Genomic DNA, 19,672 nt, shown 5'->3' on the forward strand with positions numbered 1-19,672 from the left:
TGCTCTCGACGAAACAGGGTAAGTCGGGCATTCTGATGGATGTCCATTCGGTCGTCTCCTGAAAGTGGATTGCTCAGCAAAATCAGCTTCTCCGGTTTCTTCCGAATGGACAACCTCCTGAAATCCCACAGATAACACGCAACGAGAATCACCTTTTTCGCACGCAAAATCCTGAAAACAAAAGCCCTCTTGCTATTTTCAGATTTAAGTTCTCTGTTTTCAGTCAGCTACAGCAGAAATTTCCGTAACTGTTGAAAACAAAGGGGGCGAAAAATAGGGGGTGGGGGATCAAAAGAACCCGCTCAGCGTCTCCCCAGCAGCACCACGACATGTGCCATCGCGGTGTTGTCGAGGTTCAGGCCTTCCGGAGTCTTCGCCTTCACGCCGACAGCTTCCGGTTCGACGTTCAACAGTTCGGCGAGGCGCTGGCGGATCGCGGTCGCGTGTGGACCGATCTTGGGAGCCGTGAGGATGAGCGTGGAATCCATGTTCAGCACGCGGTAGCCAGCGTCGGCGACGTGGCGCATCGCCTCCTGGACGAAGACGATGGAGTTCGCGCCCTTCCATCGCGGATCGCTCGGCGGGAAGAACGCCCCGATGTCTCCGGCGGCGACGGCGCCGAGCAGGGCATCGGTCAGCGCGTGCAGCAGCACATCGCCATCCGAGTGTCCGGCGAGACCATGGGTGTGCGGGATGGCGACTCCGCCTATGCGCAGCGGAATTCCCGCTTGAAATTCGTGCGAGTCGAAACCGTGTCCGATTCTCATGCTAGGTGCCAGGTACCAAGTACCGGGTTCCAGGTGCGAGTCGTGGAGCTTCCGAGGAGCATTGCTTCCTCATACCTCACAGTTGATACCTCGAAAATCCGCGGTCAAGCTTTTGCCTTCAGGTACAACTCCGCCAATTCCAGGTCGCTTGGCGTTGTGATCTTGATGTTGCGCGGAGAGCCCATGACGACGTAAACGTCCTGGCCCGCGCGTTCGAGCAGCGAGGCTTCGTCGGTTCCGAGGAAGCCTTCCATCTCGGCTTCGTCCATGGCTTCCTTGAGGATTCCGTAGCGGAAGCCTTGCGGCGTTTGTGCCTGGACGAGGACTTCGCGCGGGATGGTGGCGCGGATGATCGCGCCATCGGCGGTTCGCTCGACCTGCTTGATGGTATCGACCGCGGGCATTCCGGCGATCGCAGCGCCGTGCTTCTTCACGGCCTCGATCACGTCGAGGATCGTCTGCTGCTCGACGAAGGGGCGAACCGCGTCGTGGACCAGCACAATGTCGTCAGCATCGGCGATCACCGCTCGCAAGGCGTTCGAGACCGACTGCTGGCGATGTTCGCCGCCTTCGGCGACCTGGAAGCGCTTGGGCTCGAGCCCGTATTGCACCAGATCGGCGGTGAAGACTTCGGCTTCCTGCGGCCGCAGAGCGATGCAGATATCCGTGATTTCGGGACAGGCGACGAACTTGCGCAGCGTGTGGATGAGGATCGGCGCGCCCGCGATGGTGAGGAACTGCTTGGTCGGTGTCTTGCCCTGCGCGGTCGCGGTAGACGAAGCCATACGCGTGCCGAGTCCCGCAGCGGGAATAATCACAATCACCTTCATAAGGGCTGGTCAGTATACAGGGAGCGCTTGGGGGAGTTCAAATGCGGGAACACCTGCGGAATTGACGATTGATGATTTTCTCATTGATGAGTGAGAACCGAATGACAATGTCGGAACAACGAATGACGAAAACCCAGGAACCAGGATCTACTTACACGAGGTCGGGGATTTGCTGCTCACGCAAGAGGATGCGCTGCTGGCCTTCTTGTCAGTGAGCCAATGGGAGACGACGACGGAAGCTCCCGCGGCAGAACCCGCTGCAACCGGAATCCCGTGAGTGTTGCCGGCAGCTTTCGCGGTTGGGATCTGTTGGTCATCCTGAACGGTGTAGTCGGCGGGAGCAGCGATTGTGGAACTCTCTTTGCCACGGGAGAGTTTAAGGGTTCCGCTGAGCAGGTGCAGAGAAGTTCGGGCGCTAACGCGCTGCACGGTGAACGTCGACTCGAGCAATGGTGCGATGGTGAACGCGCCGGAGACGACGGTCTCTCGTCCGTGAACTTCAGCGCTGCCGGACAATATATCGAGGGCCGTTCCGCGATAACGCAGCTCGGAGGCTGGGCCGATCCGGATGCTCGCCCCGGGAACATGAAGGACGAGCGCGGCGGTAGTACCTGTGGTAATGCGGTCGCCGTCAAATATCGCGCTGGAACCGGTTAACGCATTTCCATTGATGGAAACGTCGCCGATGGCCATGACCGTTGCCGCATTGGTTGTCGGATCAGCGAACGAGCATACGAGAGAGAGACTAAGTATTGCGACGGTTTGAAGCGTGCGTTTCACGATTCGGCCAGAGACTCTACTTCGAATCTAGGTGGCCGTTGCCTGTGGGGCAAGGAAACGCGGAGCCAGAATAGTCTCTATTCCCGAAATGGAATTTAGGGGTTTATCGCTTTCTTTCAGCGGTGGAGCGTTCGCCCTTGAGGTGGGCCGTGAGGATACGCACGATCATGCCGTCGAACTGCGTGCCGCTTTGCATTTCGAGTTCGCGGACGGCTTCCATGGGCTGCATCGCAGGCGAGTAAGGCCGGTCGGTGATCATGTTCACGTAGGCGTCAGCGACGGCGATGATGCGCGCGCCGAGCGGGATGTGCTCACCTTTGAGGCTCTCGGGATACCCCGTACCATCGAAGCGCTCGTGATGATGCTTTATGTACTGGCGAACGCGTTCGCTGCCGCTGAGGCTTTCGATGATCTGCGCACCGACGATGGGATGCACTTTGAGGAGATGGACTTCGTGCTCGCCGAGGTGAGCAGTCTTGTTGAGCAGCTTGGCGGGAAGGACGACCTTTCCGACATCATGAACGGTGGCGGCGAAGACGACGGTCTCCAGTTCTTCGTTGTCGAGTCGGAGTTCCTGGCCGATTACGCGCGTGTAGAAGCCGACGCGGCTGCTGTGTGAACTTGAACTCATCTCGCGAGTCTCGACCGCGTGCGCAAGAGCGCGAATGGACTCGTTCATGGCGTCCGTGATGGACTGCTCGTCCATGCCTGAGCACATGCGCTTGAGGTTCGCCATGAGTTCGGAAAGGCTCTCGGAGTTAGTTTCCTCGCGTTGCAAAAAGCCTTCGAGATATGCGTGGATCTGCTGGCGCTGCAGGGTCGAGCTCTCGTTTTCGCTGACGGCTTCAGCGGTGGAAACGCGGTTTCCGCCGGCGTGCTTGGAGACGTACATGCCGGCGTCGGCGACGCGAACGATGTCCTCGGTGGACGAGCCATGCAAGGGGAAGCTGGCGATGCCGAAGCTGCCGGTGACATGGCGCTCGCTCAGCATCGGGTCGGTCGCCATCCACAAGCGCAGACGCTCGGAGAGTGTCATGGCCTGTTCGACGCCGGTTTCAGGCATGAGGATGACGAACTCGTCTCCGCCATAGCGCGCGACAACGTTCGACTGCCGGCACTTCTGTTCGAGCAGGCGTCCCACGCGCGCGAGCACGAGGTCGCCTTCGAGGTGACCCTCGGTGTCGTTCACTTCCTTAAACTTGTCGAGGTCGATCAGCACTACGGAGAACGGCCGCCCGGAACGCGCGGCGCGCTTCCACTCCTGCGAGAGCGCTTCGAGGAAATACCGCCGTGTTTTCAGGCCGGTCAGCGCGTCTGTGATCGACTGGTGTTGCATCTTCTGGAAGATGAACGCATTGTGCAGTGCCGTCGAGAGCAAATCGCCGAGCGTGCGCAGCAGCAGCACGTCCTGCATGGAGAAGGCGTTCTCGCGTGTGCTCTCGATATCGACCACGCCGAGCAGGGTCTCGCCGTAAACCAGCGGGATGCAGAGCACGGAGCGGGACTCCTGCAGCAACCCGTGTTCGAAGTGATCGCCTTGGGCGAGCGTGAATTCACTCGATCGTGCAACGCGTCCCATGAGTTCTTCACCGAGCGGGACGCGTTTACCGAGCATGTGGGCGTTGGCACCTGCTTCCGCCTTGATTTCGAGGTCCTTGGTGGTGTAATCGAGAATGCCGATTCCGATGTAGTCGAACTGGAAGTTGCGTTGAATTTCGCTGACGATCTCCGGCAGCATCTCCTCTGCGTTCTGGCTGCTGATGGCCCGGGTCGAAATGTGGTTCAGTACTGCCAGGTGCTGGGCACGAAGCTGAGCTTCGGCGAAGAGCAACGCGTTTTCGAGCGCCACGGCAACTTGTCCAGCGGCGGTCTGCAGCACCACGAGGTCACGCTCGTCGAAGGCGAATTCCTTCTCGCTGGAAACGCCGATTGCGCCGGCGGTGCCGCCGCCACGACGCAGCGGCACGCAAAGGAAACAGCGCTGGCCGCGTCGCAACTTTCCGACACCGAGTTCGTGCGCTTTCTTGTCGGTCCCCGACTGGATGAGCAATGACTCGCCCGTGCGGATGACATGGTCGACGAGTCCTTCCCCGAACTTGCGCTTGTGCTTGGGCTGAATAATGCCTTTCACGGTCTCGAAATCGATGCGCAGCACGTCACCTTCTTCAAAGGCGACAAAGAAATTGCTGGTATCGAACAACCGGCCCAATTCCTTATGGATGGCGCGAAGCACCTCGTCTGGATCGAGTCGCGAACTGATTGCCTGCCCGATGTGGGTGAGCAACTCGTATTCTTCGGTGCGCCGCCGCGACTCCCACATCAGGATGTAGTTGTCGAGCGTCAGGCCGATTTGCATATTGAGAGCCAGCAGGGTGCGCAATTGCGACGGCGAAAAGGCGCGTTTGGGATCGTGCGGCAGCAAGAGGGCCCCAAGATGATGGTTGCGCGCTTGCAGGCTCACCGCGGTCAGAGCTTGAATTCCGTCCTTCAGCAGCAGGCCCCTTACGATGTCAGGCCATTCGGGAGCTTCTGCCGCAACGTCGCGAACGATGGCGAGGCCGCCCCGACGGTATGCCGCCTTGCAGATCGGTTCCGTGATGCCTTCATTTTCGAGATGTGCCAACAATTCCGGCGAAAACCCTCGTTGCACCGAAGGCAGAATGTGACGATATTGCGAACGAATGCAGATGAACGCCCGCTTGGTACGCGCGATTCGCATGACGCGCTCGAGCAGCTTTCCGATTGCCGGTTCCAATTCTTGCGTGGTGTAAATCTTGTCCGGCTCAATCTCCAGGGTCGACAAGGCAAGTGAATTCTCCTGAACCTGCCGCCGGTCGAATTCGAACATCACAACCAGCATCGAGATGCCGAGGAGCAGGTGCGGCACCGGACCGAGGAAGTGTCCCAGGGAAGAGAAGTATTCAACCAGGGTTTCATGGAAGGGACGAATGAAAGCGAGCAGGGACCATGCCGCTGCCGAGATCGCCAGCAAGCGATAGCCGATCGAATCGCGCCGGTGCCCCTCGCGGTAGAAGCGCCAGGCGGTAAACGCGAGCACGGCTCCGAGGCCGATCTCGTAGTCGAAGGGAACGACGACGGGCTGCGCTCCGGCGCGCCGTTGCACGAAAATTCCCGCCCAGAGGATCAGGATTCCCGCGCAGGTCATCTCGCCCGGGCTGAGAATGGAGTCCTCCTGCAACTGCTGCACGGGCTTGCTGCTGGCGAGCAGACCGATGACCATCCCGATCAGGAAAACGCGAGCGACGTACAACAGCACAGCGCTGGGAAGGACTGTTACTTCGAAGCCAAGTAGAAAAAGATAAATGAGATACGAGCCCCAGGCGAGTTCCCAGACCCGATACGCGGGTTCCCTGAGCTGGTGCTGAAGATAGCTGATCACCAGCAACAGCAAAGCTGTAGCGATCCCGGGAATGACGATAATTCCTGTGAGGATATGGTCCATTTCCGTCTTCAAAAACCCGACAACCTTTTTTCGTTCAGGGGGAGAGTACTAGTGGGGCTAACTATAAGAAGTTGCAGGAGCTTGCGTCAACGAACTTAAGTTTTTGTGATTACCGAAGTTACCTTGCTTTCCCGGTTCGGGAAGATTTCGTGAGTCGGGGTTCAGAATAGCGTGTCGCATTCAAGCTTTCTCTTGGCGGGAGTGGGTTTATGACTCCCGAGGCGCAGCCCGAAGGTTACTTGCGTCACGCCGTGGAAACGCTAGGATTCCAACCTATGTCACGCGTTTTCAGCTTCATCGCAGTGCTTATCGTTGTTGCGGCCGGAATGTACATCTACATGCAGCAGACCAAAGCGGTTTCGCCGGGCGGAGTGGAAGGGAACACCGCTAATCCGCGGGCGACCATCGATCTCGCGGGCGTGAAGAACGACATGCTGCAGTTTGCGCGCGCCGAGCAACAGCACATGGCCTCCGACGGCAAGTACCTTTCGCTCGACGAGATGCGCGCCGACGGAGACACCGGCCTCCCGGGAGACAGTCGCGACTCCTTCGTATACTCCATCGACGCCGACGCAACCACCTTCACTGTCACCGCCACCTACAACGGCGCGCCAACCGACGGCGTCCCCAAGGTGCTGCACGTGGGCCCGGAGATGAGGTTCTCGAGCGAGTAGTTGGAACCATCCTGAAGAGCGAGTTGGAACGATTTTCGAAAGCCAGCACCACTGTGTGCCCGTCCAGCTTTGCCGCAGCCCACATCGAACCCAGAGAGAGTCTCCGTTTCGAGAAAGCGAATCTTCAGGCGGCATCGTGCCGGTTTGTGCCGAGTGACTGTTCCGCATCTCTTATTTCTTTGCGGATGCGGTCCAGCATTGCGTAGATCCGGGGCCAGTATTCGGGCGCGAGCATGGCGCGAAGTCTCTCAAGCTCCTGTTCCTGTTGTTCAAGAGCCTGTACTTCTTTCTTGAGCGCTTCGCGCTCCCGGAATTCCTGCGGGTCCGTCATTTTACGGGGAGCCAGAAGATTCAGATTTGTGTCACCAGAGGGGCTGAAGGGACTATTTGTTTGTCGTGTTCGGCGATCTCTTCGATGGTGGCAATATCTGTAACTGGCCAGCAGAGATGCTGCTGGAACTCACGCTGCAAACATTGCAGCTCCACATGAGTTGTTTCCAGTCCTAGCGGGACAAAGACGCGCCGACAAATACTACATCTCCAACCGAAAGGCTTTCCGGAGAGGATGAAGGCGAGTTGTAGCTGGCGCGAGATCATGACCGATCCTGACGTTTTGACCGTCAATTTCACGTCGAGGTTGCCCGGAAAAACAGCATGCGTCACGAATGGTGACAAGCTAGAGTCACCATTGGTGACAACTGTGACACACTGCAAAAGCTGCAGCGACGCGGGAAGAGGGTCGAGTTTCAGCGGAACAGGGGCAGGGAAAGCCGGATCTTACGGTTCGAAGCCCGAATAGTGCGCTCGGCCGGCAAGGCGCTCCACTCCATTAGCCTCTGCGAGTTCTCTTCGCGCGTTCGATTTTTACGTCGAACTGCACGGGAATCGTCTTCGGCGGGAAGCACTGGCGATTGTTGCAGGCCTGGAAGCGGAGGTCGCCGTGGACGCGGAAGGTTCCGTGGGGCATTGCCGCAGCCGGACGGACTGCCGCTGTAACGCGGAACTCGCCGGAGTAAACACTGAGCTTGGATTCGGGCGAGAACGGGAAATTGAGCATCTCGCCTTCCGGGTACTCGATCTTCGCGATCATGATGTCGGTAGGCGGATCGAGTTGAACGACAGTCGGCAGCAGGAGTTCATCCAGAGGCTTGTGCGAGTTGATGTGGAAGCCTTCGCCGACGCGGAAGGTCAGAGTGACGTGAGCGATGTGTCCAGGAGTGACGACCACGGGAGAGGCAGACACGAATGCAACCGTCGGCGGACCCGTTTGCGCGGACGCGGCCACAGCGAATGCAAGTGCAAGTGTGAACAGCGCTGCGAGAACGAAGCGTCGCATTATTGCGCACCCTCTTGCTTCGGCGCGGGAGTGGGGCGGCTGCTCGCTGCTTCGGTCTTCGTGTTCAGGGCTTTGACGACGTTATCCTCGATCTCCTTGCGATCGACGAGGCCGGGAACGCTGGTGATGATCTTGCCGTTGCGATCGATATAGAAGGTCGTCGGCAAGGCTTCGACGCCACCGTAGAGATCGGAGGTCTCCTCTTTGCCGAGGAGAACCGGATAGTTCATCTTCATGTCCTGCGCGAACTTGGCGATCTCGGCGTCACTGGAATCGTCGAGCGCGACGCCAACGACCTGCAGGCCCTGACTGCCGTAGCGCTGCTGCAGATCTTCGAACCACGGAATCTCGACCTTGCACGGTGGGCACCAGGTCGCCCAGAAGTTGAGAACCACAGCCTTGCCGCGAAAGTCGGAGAGCTTGACCATCTTGCCGTTGATATCTTTGAGCTGAAAGTCAGGCGCGGTTTTGCCGACCGCTTCCTGCGAGGTAAGCCCACCGGTGTGGCGCGGCTTGAGGAACCGCGGCACGGTCAGCATAATGGCGACCACGATGGCAAGAAGCCCTAGAATCCAAGCATTACGTCTCACAATTACCTCACTAATAGCCTATCAAAGCGCGAACCGGTTCAGGAACCCGAGATAGCTTGAAAGCCGGGTGAAATTCCCAGTGGCAATCAGCAATCCAAAGATAATGAGAAAGACACCGCTGACGACTTCGAGCGTGTGCAAGTGCCGCCGGAACTTACCATAGAACGCCAGGAAGCGGTTGACGCCGAGCGACGTGAGCAGGAATGGAACCGCCAAGCCGAGCGAATACACGGCGAGCAATCCGATACCCTTCGCTAAAGTGTCCTGCGAACCCGCCATAACCAGGATGACGGAAAGGATTGGCCCGATGCACGGGGTCCAACCGAAGGCGAAAGCGAAGCCGACGACGAAGGCTCCGAGCGGTCCGGCTCCGCCCTTGAGGGCGTGCAGGCGCTTGTCGGCGTACAGAGCCTTGATCTTGAAAATGCCCGTGAGATGCAAGCCGAAGACAAAAACCACGATTCCGGCAATGGCTTCCAATTCACTGTGATAGCGGTGGGTGATCTGGCCGATGCCGGTCGCAACTGCGCCGAGGGTGATGAAGACCACGCTGAAGCCGAGTATGAAGGTGAAGGAGTTAATCAGGACGGAGCGCAACAGCTTGCTGTCGGCATCTTGAAGGGTTTCGACGCTGGCGCCGGAGATAAGCGACACGTAACCGGGAACCAGCGGCAGGACGCAGGGTGAAAGGAAAGAAATAACTCCTGCGAAGAAAGCAGCCAGGGGTAAGGGCAAATTGTGCATTCAACAACCATTCTATCCGAGCATTGAAATTGAGCTAATGAATTCTCCCGCTCGGATCTGGAGCCCCGCTTCCTACATTAAAGGATGCAAGTTGAGCGAATTCGTTACAAGTTTCGCGTCGACCTCAGGGGCTAAGGCCCTCATTCCGCCGCCCTTGTTGCAGGCCCAAAGGCCTGCTCCACCGAAAGCAATTGCCGTGCAGACCGGAATTACTTGCGCAGGCCACTCCAGTTTTCGGCTACGACGATGGAGTTGCCGGGGTTTTGGGGGTCGTACTTGACGCTGGTTGGTACGCCGAGGCGGCAGGAGTGCAGGTCGACGAGGTGACGGAGCCAGGTGACATCCTGCGAGCACTCGTAAGAGACGCCCGCGACGTCGTACTGGTAGACGATCAACTGCGCTTCGGGATGGTCTTCGGCGGCCTCGACCTCGTGGACGTTGATCACAGTTCCATCGGTGATTCTTCCGCCAAGGCTGATGCGCTCGCGGCGCTCGCGCTCCTTGTGATCGGGCGATTTGCGCGACTTGCGGGTAACGAGGGCGAAACCAACAACCACCACGGCGAGACTTCCGGCGGCAACAGGTAAGAGACGAAGTGCGTTCATTGAGTTTGCGAACCGGGAGAGCCGGTCGACTATACAAAAGGTACTATGGCGGGGTCCCCGACTGCATCGGTTTTAAGCCCTAACCTGAGTCGGGGACCTTTGGTGCCATCTCTAGGACTTTACCTTTTCCCAGTCCTTCAGGAATGCGGCCAGACCCTTGTCAGTCAATGGATGGTTGAAGAGCATGTCGAGGACCTTCCATGGAATGGTGGCGACGTGCGATCCGGCCTTGGCGGCTTCGACGACGTGCATGGGGTGACGCACGGATGCGGTGAGCACCTGTGTGCTGTAGTTGTAATTTTTGTAGATCAGCACGATATCGCGGATGAGTTGCATGCCGTCCTGGCTGATGTCGTCAATGCGACCGACGAAGGGGCTGACGTAAGTGGCGCCTGCCTTTGCGCAGAGCAGGGCCTGGTTGGGGGAGAAGCACAAGGTCATGTTGACCTTGATGCCTTCGCCGCTCAGGATCTTGCAGGCTTTGATGCCCTCACGCGTCGTGGGCAATTTCACGACGACGTACTTGCTCCAAGAGGCGAAGTCGCGCCCCTGTTTCAACATGCCATCTTTGTCGGTGGCGGTGACCTCGACGCTGACGGGGCCCTTCACGATGTCGCAAATCTGAAGGATGGTTTCCTTGAAGGGCTTGCCGGCCTTCGCGATGAGGGACGGGTTGGTGGTGACGCCATCCAGAATGGCGAGGGATTCGGCTTCGCGGATTTCGTCGATGTCGGCTGTGTCGATAAAAAATTTCATAGCAACTCACGCTCGCAGATTGGAATTAATTCGATTCGTCTACTACCGGATTGCGCAGGGTCCCCACGCCCTCCACGGTGACTTCCACGGTGTCTCCTGCTACCAGGGGTCCAACTCCAGCTGGAGTGCCGGTAGCGATGACGTCTCCGGGCAACAGGGTCATGACGTCGGCAATGTAACGAATTATCACGTCTATTGGAAAGATGAGATCGACGGTCGTTCCGTCTTGTTTTATTTCACCGTTGACGCGGGTCTGCACTTTCAGGCCATTCCAGGGATCGAGGCCGGTAACGATGGCCGGGCCAATGGGGCAGAAAGTGTCGAAGCCCTTGGCGCGAGACCACTGGCCGTCCTTCTTTTGCAGATCGCGGGCGGTGACGTCGTTCACGCAGGTGTAGCCGAGGATGTAATCGCGAACGTCGGCATCTTTCGGGAGCTGATGGCATATTTTGCCAATGATTACGCCGAGTTCACCTTCGAAGTGAACGTTCTGCGAGAGCTTTGGACGGACGATGTTTCCGCCGGGAGGAAGTACCGCGGACGGAGGCTTGAGGAAGATGAGCGGTTCGGCGGGCACTTCGTTGCCCAGTTCCTTTGCGTGCTCGCGATAGTTGCGGCCTATGCAGACGATCTTGCTCAGCAACGGAAGAGGCGTGAGCAGAGAGACCTCGTCGAGCGACAACGGACGCGGGAGTTTCTCGGCGTCATCTTCGTCGGGTAAAAGAATGCGATCGGCAATGCCGGCTTCATTTGTGTGCAGTTGCGGGCCGGGAAGCGTGTGGGTGATGTGATCGGCGCCAGCGACGGACTCAAGGAGGCCATAGCGGGGGCCGTTATTATGGCGAAAACGACAGAGGCGCATTAGAACTCCGAAAAGCAAAAGATTAACGCAGAGGACGCTAAGGACGTTAAGGTTTAAAAGCTCAAAGGCGATTTACTATGTGGGCCCGGCGATAGCCAAGGTCAATTTGAATTTCTTCGTAGATTACGGGCAATGCAACTTGAGTTCCTACCTTAAGGCCGCTCTTACGGAGTTCGCGGGCGAGGCAGCCTTCGCAGGCGCTCTCGAGAAGGCCCGGACCGAGTTCCGTATGAACCTTCATTGCACAGCGGATCACAAGATTACTTAATTCGTTCAGGCCCTTACCTTCGCGTCTCTCTGCGACCTCTGCGTTGATCATTCCTGTTGCTCTTTCGGCACGGATTCGCTGGCTTCCTCGGAGGGTTCACTGCGGTTGCCACGTTCATCGACGGCCTGCACGGAGTAGTAGTAGGTGTGGCCAGGTTCGACGGATTCGTCACGGTACGCAGGAGCCTTAATCAACTCCTTATTCAATGCGACCGGCGGCTGGCCGGGTCCGTGGCGGTAGACGATGTAGCCGGCAAGATCGCTCTCCATGTTCGGTGCCCAACTGAGGTCTATGAAGGGTTTGCGGCCCACTCCACTGTTCACTGCCTGCAAGCCGCTGGGACGCGCGGGCGGGAAGATGTCGTGGACGTTGACGGTGACGGCAGCTGAGCTGTCGCCTTCGATCTCCGTGGGCGCGTGGCCGGCGGCGCCGGGAATTTGGGTTACGGGTGCGACCTTGTATTCGTAAGTCTTCTCCCATTCAAAGCTGTTGTCGGGCGCGATGTAATCGGGGCCGTCAAGGTGGGCTTCGTCGATCAAGGTGTAATTCGGCTGGCCGGGAGCGCGGCGATAGATTCGATAACGGAATTCGTACGGCTGCCATGAGGGCCTGAGCTGCGATCGCGAGAGCCCGGTCCAGTGCAGTACAGGCCCGCTCGGAGTTAGGTCGACGCGTAGGTCGGTGGGCGCGGGTAGGGTGGGAGCGAGCGGGATTCGTAGCTGGTTGGAAAGCCCGGCGCTTTTCCCGGCGGGATTGAGAACTTCGACTGCGTAACTGGCGTATTGCTGCGCTCCGATTGTCTGCTGGGGCAAGACGTCTTCGTAAGTAACCTTCGGTTGGGCTCCGGGCGGGGCAGGCTGAGAGGTCATTTCCGCCGGTGTCAGTTGCTTGATGACTTCGCGACAACCGGCCATGGGGAACTCGCCGATAGCGCGGCAGATACGGGTGACGCCGGGATGGCGAATGTTCTGCTTGTCGGTGGTGCGGGTCGGTTGCGTCCAGGACAAAACGACGCGGTCGCCTTTGCGTGCGCCGGAGAGATTGCTGACCGGCTGCGGAATGCGAAGCGACGGCGGTTGGGGCGCGCCGGGAGTGGCGCAGCCCGTCGCGGCCAGAAGAAGGGCACCGCTGACCCAAAGCAATAGACGTCGCAGAGAGGGCATCGGGAAGCTATTCAGCCTATCAGATGGCGGGTGTCTGGAAAAGAAATCGGCTCTGAACTGGATTCGTCGTGGCGAATTGAGGCCCGATTTCGGAACAGGAGTGGTGCAAGTCAGGCTCCCGGCGGTGGAAAACATTTTCCCACACTGTCCTTTTTACCCGCATTTTTATTGATGATTCCAAGGGTTCTGGATTGACAACTAAGGGCCGAGTTGAAGTACAGTACTGGACACTCATATGGGTCCGCTGGGGTGGCGGAGACGCGGTCTTATCTCTCACGGTTCACGAAAACTTGGAGGAAGCATGCGAAGACTTGCAGTCAGTCTGTTTGTCAGTGTGGCTCTATGCGGTATTGCGGTGGGACAGGTTACGAAGAATTCGGAATTGGTTCCGAATGGAAAGGGCTGGGGTGTGAAAGCGCCTCCAGGACAGGCGCATCCCAATGCTCGGCCGAAGCGGGGAAATGGGATCAGCTATCACGGTGGACCACTACTCACAAACGGTCCGAACGTGTACTACATCTGGTACGGGAATTGGAGCAACAACACTGCCACGACAATCCTGACCAATTTCATCAAGAGTGAAGGCGGGTCTCCGTACTTCAACATCAACACCACGTATTACAACGGCTCGAACACGCATGTGCTGAACATCATCGACTATCTTGGTTCGACCACGGACAGCTATTCGCAGGGCACGGCCCTCAGCGATTCGGCGGTGCAGGCTGTGGTATCCACGGCAATCTCCAACAAGAGCCTGCCGAATGACCCGAATGGCGTCTATTTCGTGCTGACGAGTTCCGACGTGAACGAGACATCCGGTTTCTGCACACAATATTGCGGATGGCACACGCATGGTACGATTGCCGGATCAGACATTAAGTACTCCTTTGTCGGCAACCCCGATCGTTGTCCGTCGGCCTGCGAATGGCAGACTACTAGCCCAAACGGTAACGCAGGCGCGGACGGAATGGCGTCGATCATTGCGCACGAACTGGAAGAGGCGACGACAGATCCGGATCTGAATGCCTGGTACGATACCCGCGGGGAAGAGAATGCCGATAAGTGCGCCTGGACTTTCGGGAGCACGCCCAAGGCTTCCAATGGGAGCCTCTACAACATCACTTTGGGTGGTAAGCAATACCTGATTCAGCAGAACTGGGTGAATGCGAGCGGCGGCTATTGCGCCATGTCGTACTAGGTTGCCGGTGATTTCCGCGAAGGCCGTTCGATTTCATCGAACGGCTTTTTTGTCCCATCCGTCTAATCTGGTAAAGATTGTTAACGAAGGAGCTCGTCAATGAAGACCTTTGGTTTCGTGTTGCTGTTGTGTGCGGTGAGCGTGGTTGCGCAGGATCAGCCGCCGACTGGCGGGCGCCCTAGTGGCGGGCGCATAGAGACCGCTACACGCGGCGTTGTTCGTTACCGAGGGCTGGAGAGCGCGCTGCTTCAGGCGGAGCAGAATAAAGAGCAGGACGCGCTGAACCGATTCATCGCGGACGATTTCGAGGTGCGGTCGGCGGAATCGAACCAGCCGACGCCACGCGAAGTCTGGGAGCAGCGGGCGAAGTCCGCAAACATAACGTGGTTCAAGATACGCGACATGGCGGTGCACGAATTCGGCGACATCGCCGTGGTCAGTTTCCTCCTCGACAGGAGAGGGGAGGCGGGCGGGAAAGCGGTTCCGCCGACGGTGTTCATCGTCGACGTCTGGCGGCAGGCCGAGGGCAAGCTGGCAGTTCGGTACGTATCGACGCCGGGGGCATCCCGCGGGCCCGCGATTGATGCCTACGGGGAAACATTGAGTCGCATTAAACGCCTGAGTGGCCGGGGGGTGAGCCTCGGGCGCCAAAGCCCGGCACTCATGCGGCCTCGACGGCACGGCTGAAGAAGTACCCTTCCCAAGCGATTTCGAGATAGATTTTGAGGTTGTAATCACAGCGCCGAGGCTCGGACTCGGCTATACTGGCGCGCTTTTATGAAATAAGACCCCGAGGCTCACTTATGACAGCCGTCAACCGTCGTGCTGTTTTCTGCATCGTTTTTCTAGCCCTGATTCTTATGACAATCTCTATGGTAGTTTCCGCACAAACAACCGAGTTGCCGAAACCGCCGGTTGCGACAAAACAACCGCATGTCACGGAAATCCACGGACTGAAACTTGTTGACGATTATTTCTGGTTTCGCGAAAAGTCGAACCCGGAGGTGAAGGCATATCTTGATGCGGAGAACGCCTACACCGACGCGGTGATGAAGCCGACTGTGGCGCTACAAAAGAAGCTCTATGACGAAATGCTGAGCCGGATTAAAGAAACGGACGTCAACGTCCCTTACAAAGATGGGAATTACTACTATTATTCGCGCACGGAGACGGGGAAGCAGTACCCGTTCCTGTGCCGGAAGAAAGGGTCGCTCGAAGCGCCGGAAGAAGTCGTGCTGGATTTGAACAAGCTGGCCGAAGGGCAGACGTTCATGTCAATTGCAGCGTACCGGGTGAGTGATGACGGGAACCTGCTGGCGTATTCGACCGATAACACAGGGTTCCGGCAGTACACTCTTCACGTCAAAAACCTGCAGACGGGAGAAATCCTGCCGGACCGTGTTGAGAAAACCGGTTCCGTGGTTTGGGCGGCCGACAACAAGACGCTGTTCTACACCGTCGAGGACTCGGCAAAACGGCAGTACAGGTTTTATCGGCACAAGGTGGGAACGACCGGGCCGGATGACCTGGTATACGAGGAAAAGGACGAGCGATTCGAGGTGTACGCGGATCGCGTGCGCAGCGGGAAGTACATCATCCTGCAGAGCAACAGCCATACGACTTCAGAGGCGCGGTTCATCGCGGCGGATCAGCCAATGGCCGAGTGGAAGACCGTAGAGCCGAGGCGAGCGGGGATCGAGTACTACCTCGATCATCATGGCGACGATTTCTATATCCGCACGAATGACACGGGCCGCAACTTCCGCCTGGTGAAGGCTCCGGTTACGGATCCTTCGGCCAAAAACTGGAAGGAAGTGATTCCGCACCGTGCGGACGTGATGCTGCAGGACAGCGACTTCTTTAAGAATTTCTATGTGCTCGTGGAGCGCGACAAAGGACTGATCGAGCTAACGGTCGCGGATTTCAAGACGGGGAAGACGACGCGCGTGGAATTTCCGGAGAAGGCATACGTGGCTGGACCTGAGCAGAACCGGGAATTCGACGCCAAGCAGTATCGGTATCGCTACCAGTCGTTCATTACGCCGAATTCGGTTTACGACTACGACGTGGAGAAGCATACGTCGACGCTGCTGAAGCGGACGGAGGTGCTGGGCGGATACGACCCGACGAAGTACGGCGTAGAGCGGGTGTTCGCGACGGCGGCGGATGGGGCGCAGGTGCCGATTTCGATCCTGTACAAAAAAGGATTGGTGAAGGACGGAAAGGCCCCGATCTATCTATATGCGTACGGGTCGTATGGGATCCCGATGGATGCGGGATTCAACTCGAATCGGTTCAGCCTCGTGGATCGCGGCGTCGTCTATGCCATAGCGCATATTCGCGGTGGCGGGGAACTCGGTAAGCCCTGGCATGATGCCGGGAAGATGATGAACAAGAAGAACACGTTCACGGATTTCATCTCCTGCGCGGAGTACCTGGTGAACCAGAAGTATGGGGCAAAGGGCCGGCTGGTCATTGAGGGCGGATCCGCGGGCGGGCTGCTGATGGGCGCGGTGACGAACATGCGGCCGGATTTGTTCCATGCGGTGATCGCAAAGGTGCCGTTCGTGGACGTGATCAACAGCATGCTGGATGAATCATTACCGCTCACCGTGGGCGAGTTCGAGGAGTGGGGCAATCCGAAAGAGAAACCGGCATTTGAGTACATGTACTCGTATTCGCCTTATGACAACGTTACGGGAAAAGCGTATCCGGACATGCTGGTGAAGACGTCATTCAACGACAGCCAGGTGATGTACTGGGAGCCGACGAAATACGTTGCGAAGATGCGGGCCGTACGAACGGATCACAACACGTTGATTCTGAAGACGAATATGGGCGCGGGACACGGTGGCTCATCGGGGCGTTACGATTTCCTGCACGACGTTGCGTTCGATTATGCGTTTATCCTGAAGGAGATCGGGCTGGCGGATTGAGGTGAGCTGGAACCCGATCCTGGCAGGTGTAACTTTTTCGTGAAATGACGCAGTGCTAGAGCGCACGCACACCCGGTTTGGGCATATAATTCCGCCCAACTTTAGTGGGGTGTGTCGTGCGCTCGTTGTCGCTGTCGCCCTTGCTCGTCGTCGTTGTGATGCTGTTTCCCACCTGTGCTCCCGCTCAGTCCCAAGAGAACTGGACATCGAAGAGATTTATCGGAGAAACCCTGAGGGTCGATGTCGATGTAGTGGATGTCTACTTCACGGTGAAGCGGCACAACCACCTTGTCGAAAACCTGACGAAAGACGATTTTGACCTTCGGGAAAACAATGAGAAACAGCGGATACTGTATTTTTCGTCGGAAAGCCAGGCGCCGCTCAGCCTCGGAGTGCTGATTGATACCAGCGGCAGTGAGTCGCCGATGCTTCATACGGAGCGGGCGGTTGCGAAGCGATTCTTCGATACGGTGCTGGTTGCTGGCGATGAAGGACTGGTGGCGAGCTTCGATTCCCATGTCGATTTAAAGCAGGACTTCACCGGAGACCACGCTCTGCTCGTAAAGGGAATTGAGGCATCGGAACAGGACAGTTCGCGGCGTACGCCTGCGATCGATAGCGGACCCGTGCCGAAGCTTCGCAGCACGGCGCTGTACGACGCGATTGTTGGAATAGCTGAGCACCGGTTTGCGAACCGGCGGGATCGCAACGCGATGATTATCATCACCGATGGTCAGGACCAGGGAAGCCGCGCGACCGCGCAGCAGGCGGTGGAAGCGGCGCTGAAGTCGAATTCCATCTGCTATGTGCTGCTGGTTGGCGACAAAGCCTACATGTCGTCTCCCCGCTATAAAGGCGGCCTGTGGATGGGATACCTGGCATCCGAGACGGGCGGAAGCGTCATTGTGCTGGACAAGAAGTTGAAGGGGTTGGAACGTACTCTGCTGCAAATTGCGGATGAATTACGCCATCATTACAGCATCGGCTACACGCCGGTAAATCGCACAGCGGACGGGCGATACAGGAAGATTTCGATTCGTGCGCCACGCGGATACAAAATTCAGTCGCGGCGGGGTTATTACTACATGCCGCACGACTCTCAAGATGCAGAGACATCACTTCTGAGAAGTTCGAACGAGTAAGAGATCCGCCGCCGGGCGAATCGGGCCGCTAGGCAATTCAGAACTCCATCGTCTCGGCGAAAGAGAATCCCTGGAGGTGTGAAAGGTTCTAAACCCACATCTGCCAAAACGGCAGATGTGGGGCACGGATATTTTTTCAACGTTACAGAATGTAGCGTGAGAGGTCCTGGTCCTTGACGACGTCGGCCAGCATCTTGCGAACGTAGTCGGCGTCGATGGTTACGTCTTTTTCCTTCATCTCCGGGGCGCTGAAGCTGATTTCGTCGAGCACGCGCTCCATGATGGTATGCAGGCGGCGGGCGCCGATGTTTTCCGTGGACTCGTTCACGCGCGCGGCGAAGTTCGCGATCTGTTCAAGGGAATCCTTCGTGAATTCCAGCTTCAGACCCTCGGTTTCGAGCAGGGCGGTGTACTGCTTCACAAGCGACGACTTTGGTTCGGTGAGAATCTTGATGAAGTCTTCGACGGTGAGCGATTTCAACTCGACGCGAATGGGGAAGCGGCCCTGGAGTTCGGGGATGAGGTCGCTGGGCTTGGAGACGTGGAATGCCCCGGCGGCGATGAACAGGATATGGTCGGTGCGGACCATGCCGTAGCGTGTGTTGATCGTTGTGCCTTCGACGATGGGCAGGATGTCGCGCTGGACGCCTTCGCGGGAGACGTCGGGGCCATGGCCGCCTTCACGCCCGGCGATCTTGTCGATTTCGTCGAGGAAGATGATGCCGGAGTTCTCGACGCGTTCGAGGGCGATGCGCGTCACCTGGTCCATGTCGATGAGGCGCTGCTCTTCTTCGGAGATCAGGTACTCGAAAGCCTCGCTGACCTTCATCTTCCGTTTCTTGGTGCGCTGGCCGAAGATGTTGGGCAGCATGTCCTTCATGTTGATGTCCATCTCCTCCACGCCCTGGTTGGAGATGATTTCGAAGGCAGGCATGCTTTTCTCGCGAACCTCGAGTTCGACAATACGTTCGTCGAGTTTGCCCTCTCGAAGTTGCTGGCGAAGTTTCTCACGGGTGCGGGAGTTGGATTCGCCGGCGAGTATTGGTTGCGAACCGAATCCCATCGAGTTGCCGCCATCTACTGGCACCGGGCCGGAGATGGGCAGGAGAAGGTCGAGCAGGCGCTCTTCGGCGTTCAACTCTGCTTTGTCCGAGACGTCCTCGAGCTTCTCTTCGCGAACCATCTCGATGGCGATCTCGATGAGGTCGCGGATCATGGATTCGACGTCTCGGCCGACGTAGCCGACTTCGGTGAACTTGGAGGCTTCGACCTTGAGGAAAGGTGAGTTCGCCAGCTTGGCGAGGCGGCGCGCGATCTCGGTTTTGCCGACGCCGGTGGGCCCGATCATGATGATGTTCTTGGGCATGACTTCTTCAGCGAGATCGGGCGTGAGTTTCTGGCGGCGCATGCGGTTGCGCAGGGCGACAGCAACGGCGCGCTTGGCCTCGTGCTGGCCGACAACATGCTTGTCGAGTTCGGCTACGATTTCGCGTGGCGTCAACTCGTCGAGGGCGACCTGTTCTTCTTCAACGGTTCCTGGGAGATAAATAGCCACTGC

At 57.8% G+C, this 19,672-nt stretch carries 20 protein-coding genes; 5 read left to right on the forward strand and 15 right to left on the reverse strand.

Annotated features, from left to right (window positions below; genetic code table 11):
* Positions 1-302 precede the first annotated feature (302 nt).
* From ispF to ROO76_01200, 4 genes are all read right to left on the reverse strand, one after another.
* Complete coding sequence (gene ispF, locus ROO76_01185; GenBank protein MDT8066756.1) at positions 303-767, reverse strand: 2-C-methyl-D-erythritol 2,4-cyclodiphosphate synthase; 465 nt, start codon at positions 765-767, stop codon at positions 303-305.
* A 104-nt stretch (positions 768-871) separates the two neighbouring features.
* A complete protein-coding gene (ispD, locus tag ROO76_01190; GenBank protein ID MDT8066757.1) occupies positions 872-1,597 on the reverse strand; it encodes a 2-C-methyl-D-erythritol 4-phosphate cytidylyltransferase in 726 nt (241 codons plus the stop codon).
* Positions 1,598-1,744: 147 nt separating this feature from the next.
* Positions 1,745-2,377, reverse strand: a complete 633-nt coding sequence (locus ROO76_01195) for a hypothetical protein (protein ID MDT8066758.1) — start codon at positions 2,375-2,377, stop codon at positions 1,745-1,747.
* A 103-nt stretch (positions 2,378-2,480) separates the two neighbouring features.
* Positions 2,481-5,840 carry a diguanylate cyclase gene (locus ROO76_01200; GenBank protein ID MDT8066759.1) on the reverse strand — a complete coding sequence of 1,120 codons (3,360 nt, stop codon included), beginning with the start codon at positions 5,838-5,840 and terminating at the stop codon, positions 2,481-2,483.
* Positions 5,841-6,115: 275 nt separating this feature from the next.
* On the opposite strand from ROO76_01200, the gene ROO76_01205 reads away from it, so the two are divergent.
* A complete protein-coding gene (locus ROO76_01205; protein ID MDT8066760.1) occupies positions 6,116-6,514 on the forward strand; it encodes a hypothetical protein in 399 nt (132 codons plus the stop codon).
* A 124-nt stretch (positions 6,515-6,638) separates the two neighbouring features.
* Here ROO76_01205 and ROO76_01210 read toward each other — a convergent pair whose 3' ends face one another.
* From ROO76_01210 to ROO76_01255, 10 genes are all read right to left on the reverse strand, one after another.
* The gene (locus tag ROO76_01210; protein MDT8066761.1) at positions 6,639-6,845 is read right to left on the reverse strand and encodes a hypothetical protein; all 207 of its coding nucleotides are present in this window, start codon (positions 6,843-6,845) and stop codon (positions 6,639-6,641) included.
* Between the two features lie 20 nt (positions 6,846-6,865).
* Positions 6,866-7,189, reverse strand: coding sequence for a hypothetical protein (locus tag ROO76_01215; GenBank protein MDT8066762.1), 324 nt, complete (start codon positions 7,187-7,189; stop codon positions 6,866-6,868).
* A 154-nt stretch (positions 7,190-7,343) separates the two neighbouring features.
* The gene (locus ROO76_01220) at positions 7,344-7,850 is read right to left on the reverse strand and encodes a protein-disulfide reductase DsbD family protein (protein MDT8066763.1); all 507 of its coding nucleotides are present in this window, start codon (positions 7,848-7,850) and stop codon (positions 7,344-7,346) included.
* Positions 7,850-8,440, reverse strand: a complete 591-nt coding sequence (locus ROO76_01225) for a TlpA disulfide reductase family protein (protein ID MDT8066764.1) — start codon at positions 8,438-8,440, stop codon at positions 7,850-7,852. Before ROO76_01225 ends, ROO76_01220 begins: the two co-directional genes overlap by 1 nt.
* Positions 8,441-8,461: 21 nt before the next feature.
* Positions 8,462-9,184 (reverse strand): cytochrome c biogenesis protein CcdA, encoded by a 723-nt coding sequence (locus tag ROO76_01230; protein ID MDT8066765.1) that lies wholly within the window; start codon positions 9,182-9,184, stop codon positions 8,462-8,464.
* Positions 9,185-9,393: 209 nt separating this feature from the next.
* Positions 9,394-9,789, reverse strand: a complete 396-nt coding sequence (locus tag ROO76_01235; GenBank protein MDT8066766.1) for a hypothetical protein — start codon at positions 9,787-9,789, stop codon at positions 9,394-9,396.
* A 111-nt stretch (positions 9,790-9,900) separates the two neighbouring features.
* On the reverse strand, positions 9,901-10,545 hold the full coding sequence (gene fsa / locus ROO76_01240) for a fructose-6-phosphate aldolase (protein ID MDT8066767.1): 645 nt from the start codon (positions 10,543-10,545) through the stop codon (positions 9,901-9,903).
* 25 nt (positions 10,546-10,570) lie between these two features.
* The gene (locus ROO76_01245; GenBank protein ID MDT8066768.1) at positions 10,571-11,407 is read right to left on the reverse strand and encodes a fumarylacetoacetate hydrolase family protein; all 837 of its coding nucleotides are present in this window, start codon (positions 11,405-11,407) and stop codon (positions 10,571-10,573) included.
* Positions 11,408-11,468: 61 nt separating this feature from the next.
* A complete protein-coding gene (locus tag ROO76_01250) occupies positions 11,469-11,726 on the reverse strand; it encodes a GxxExxY protein (protein ID MDT8066769.1) in 258 nt (85 codons plus the stop codon).
* Positions 11,723-12,838, reverse strand: coding sequence for a hypothetical protein (locus ROO76_01255; protein ID MDT8066770.1), 1,116 nt, complete (start codon positions 12,836-12,838; stop codon positions 11,723-11,725). Before ROO76_01255 ends, ROO76_01250 begins: the two co-directional genes overlap by 4 nt.
* 301 nt (positions 12,839-13,139) lie before the next feature.
* On the opposite strand from ROO76_01255, the gene ROO76_01260 reads away from it, so the two are divergent.
* The 4 genes from ROO76_01260 (at position 13,140) to ROO76_01275 (ending at position 18,114) form a co-directional block, all read left to right on the forward strand.
* Entirely contained in the window at positions 13,140-14,036 is an 897-nt protein-coding gene (locus ROO76_01260; protein ID MDT8066771.1) for a hypothetical protein, read from the forward strand.
* A gap of 99 nt (positions 14,037-14,135) precedes the next feature.
* On the forward strand, positions 14,136-14,723 hold the full coding sequence (locus ROO76_01265) for a nuclear transport factor 2 family protein (protein ID MDT8066772.1): 588 nt from the start codon (positions 14,136-14,138) through the stop codon (positions 14,721-14,723).
* Between the two features lie 116 nt (positions 14,724-14,839).
* Entirely contained in the window at positions 14,840-16,972 is a 2,133-nt protein-coding gene (locus tag ROO76_01270; GenBank protein ID MDT8066773.1) for a S9 family peptidase, read from the forward strand.
* 116 nt (positions 16,973-17,088) lie between these two features.
* Positions 17,089-18,114: a VWA domain-containing protein gene (locus tag ROO76_01275; GenBank protein MDT8066774.1), complete on the forward strand. Its 1,026-nt coding sequence runs from the start codon at positions 17,089-17,091 to the stop codon at positions 18,112-18,114.
* Between the two features lie 142 nt (positions 18,115-18,256).
* Here the strand turns inward: ROO76_01275 and hslU are convergent, their stop codons facing one another.
* Complete coding sequence (hslU, locus tag ROO76_01280; GenBank protein ID MDT8066775.1) at positions 18,257-19,669, reverse strand: ATP-dependent protease ATPase subunit HslU; 1,413 nt, start codon at positions 19,667-19,669, stop codon at positions 18,257-18,259.
* Between the last annotated feature and the right edge of the window lie 3 nt (positions 19,670-19,672).

It is taken from the genome of Terriglobia bacterium (assembly GCA_032252755.1).
Lineage (GTDB): Bacteria > Acidobacteriota > Terriglobia > Terriglobales > Acidobacteriaceae > JAVUPY01.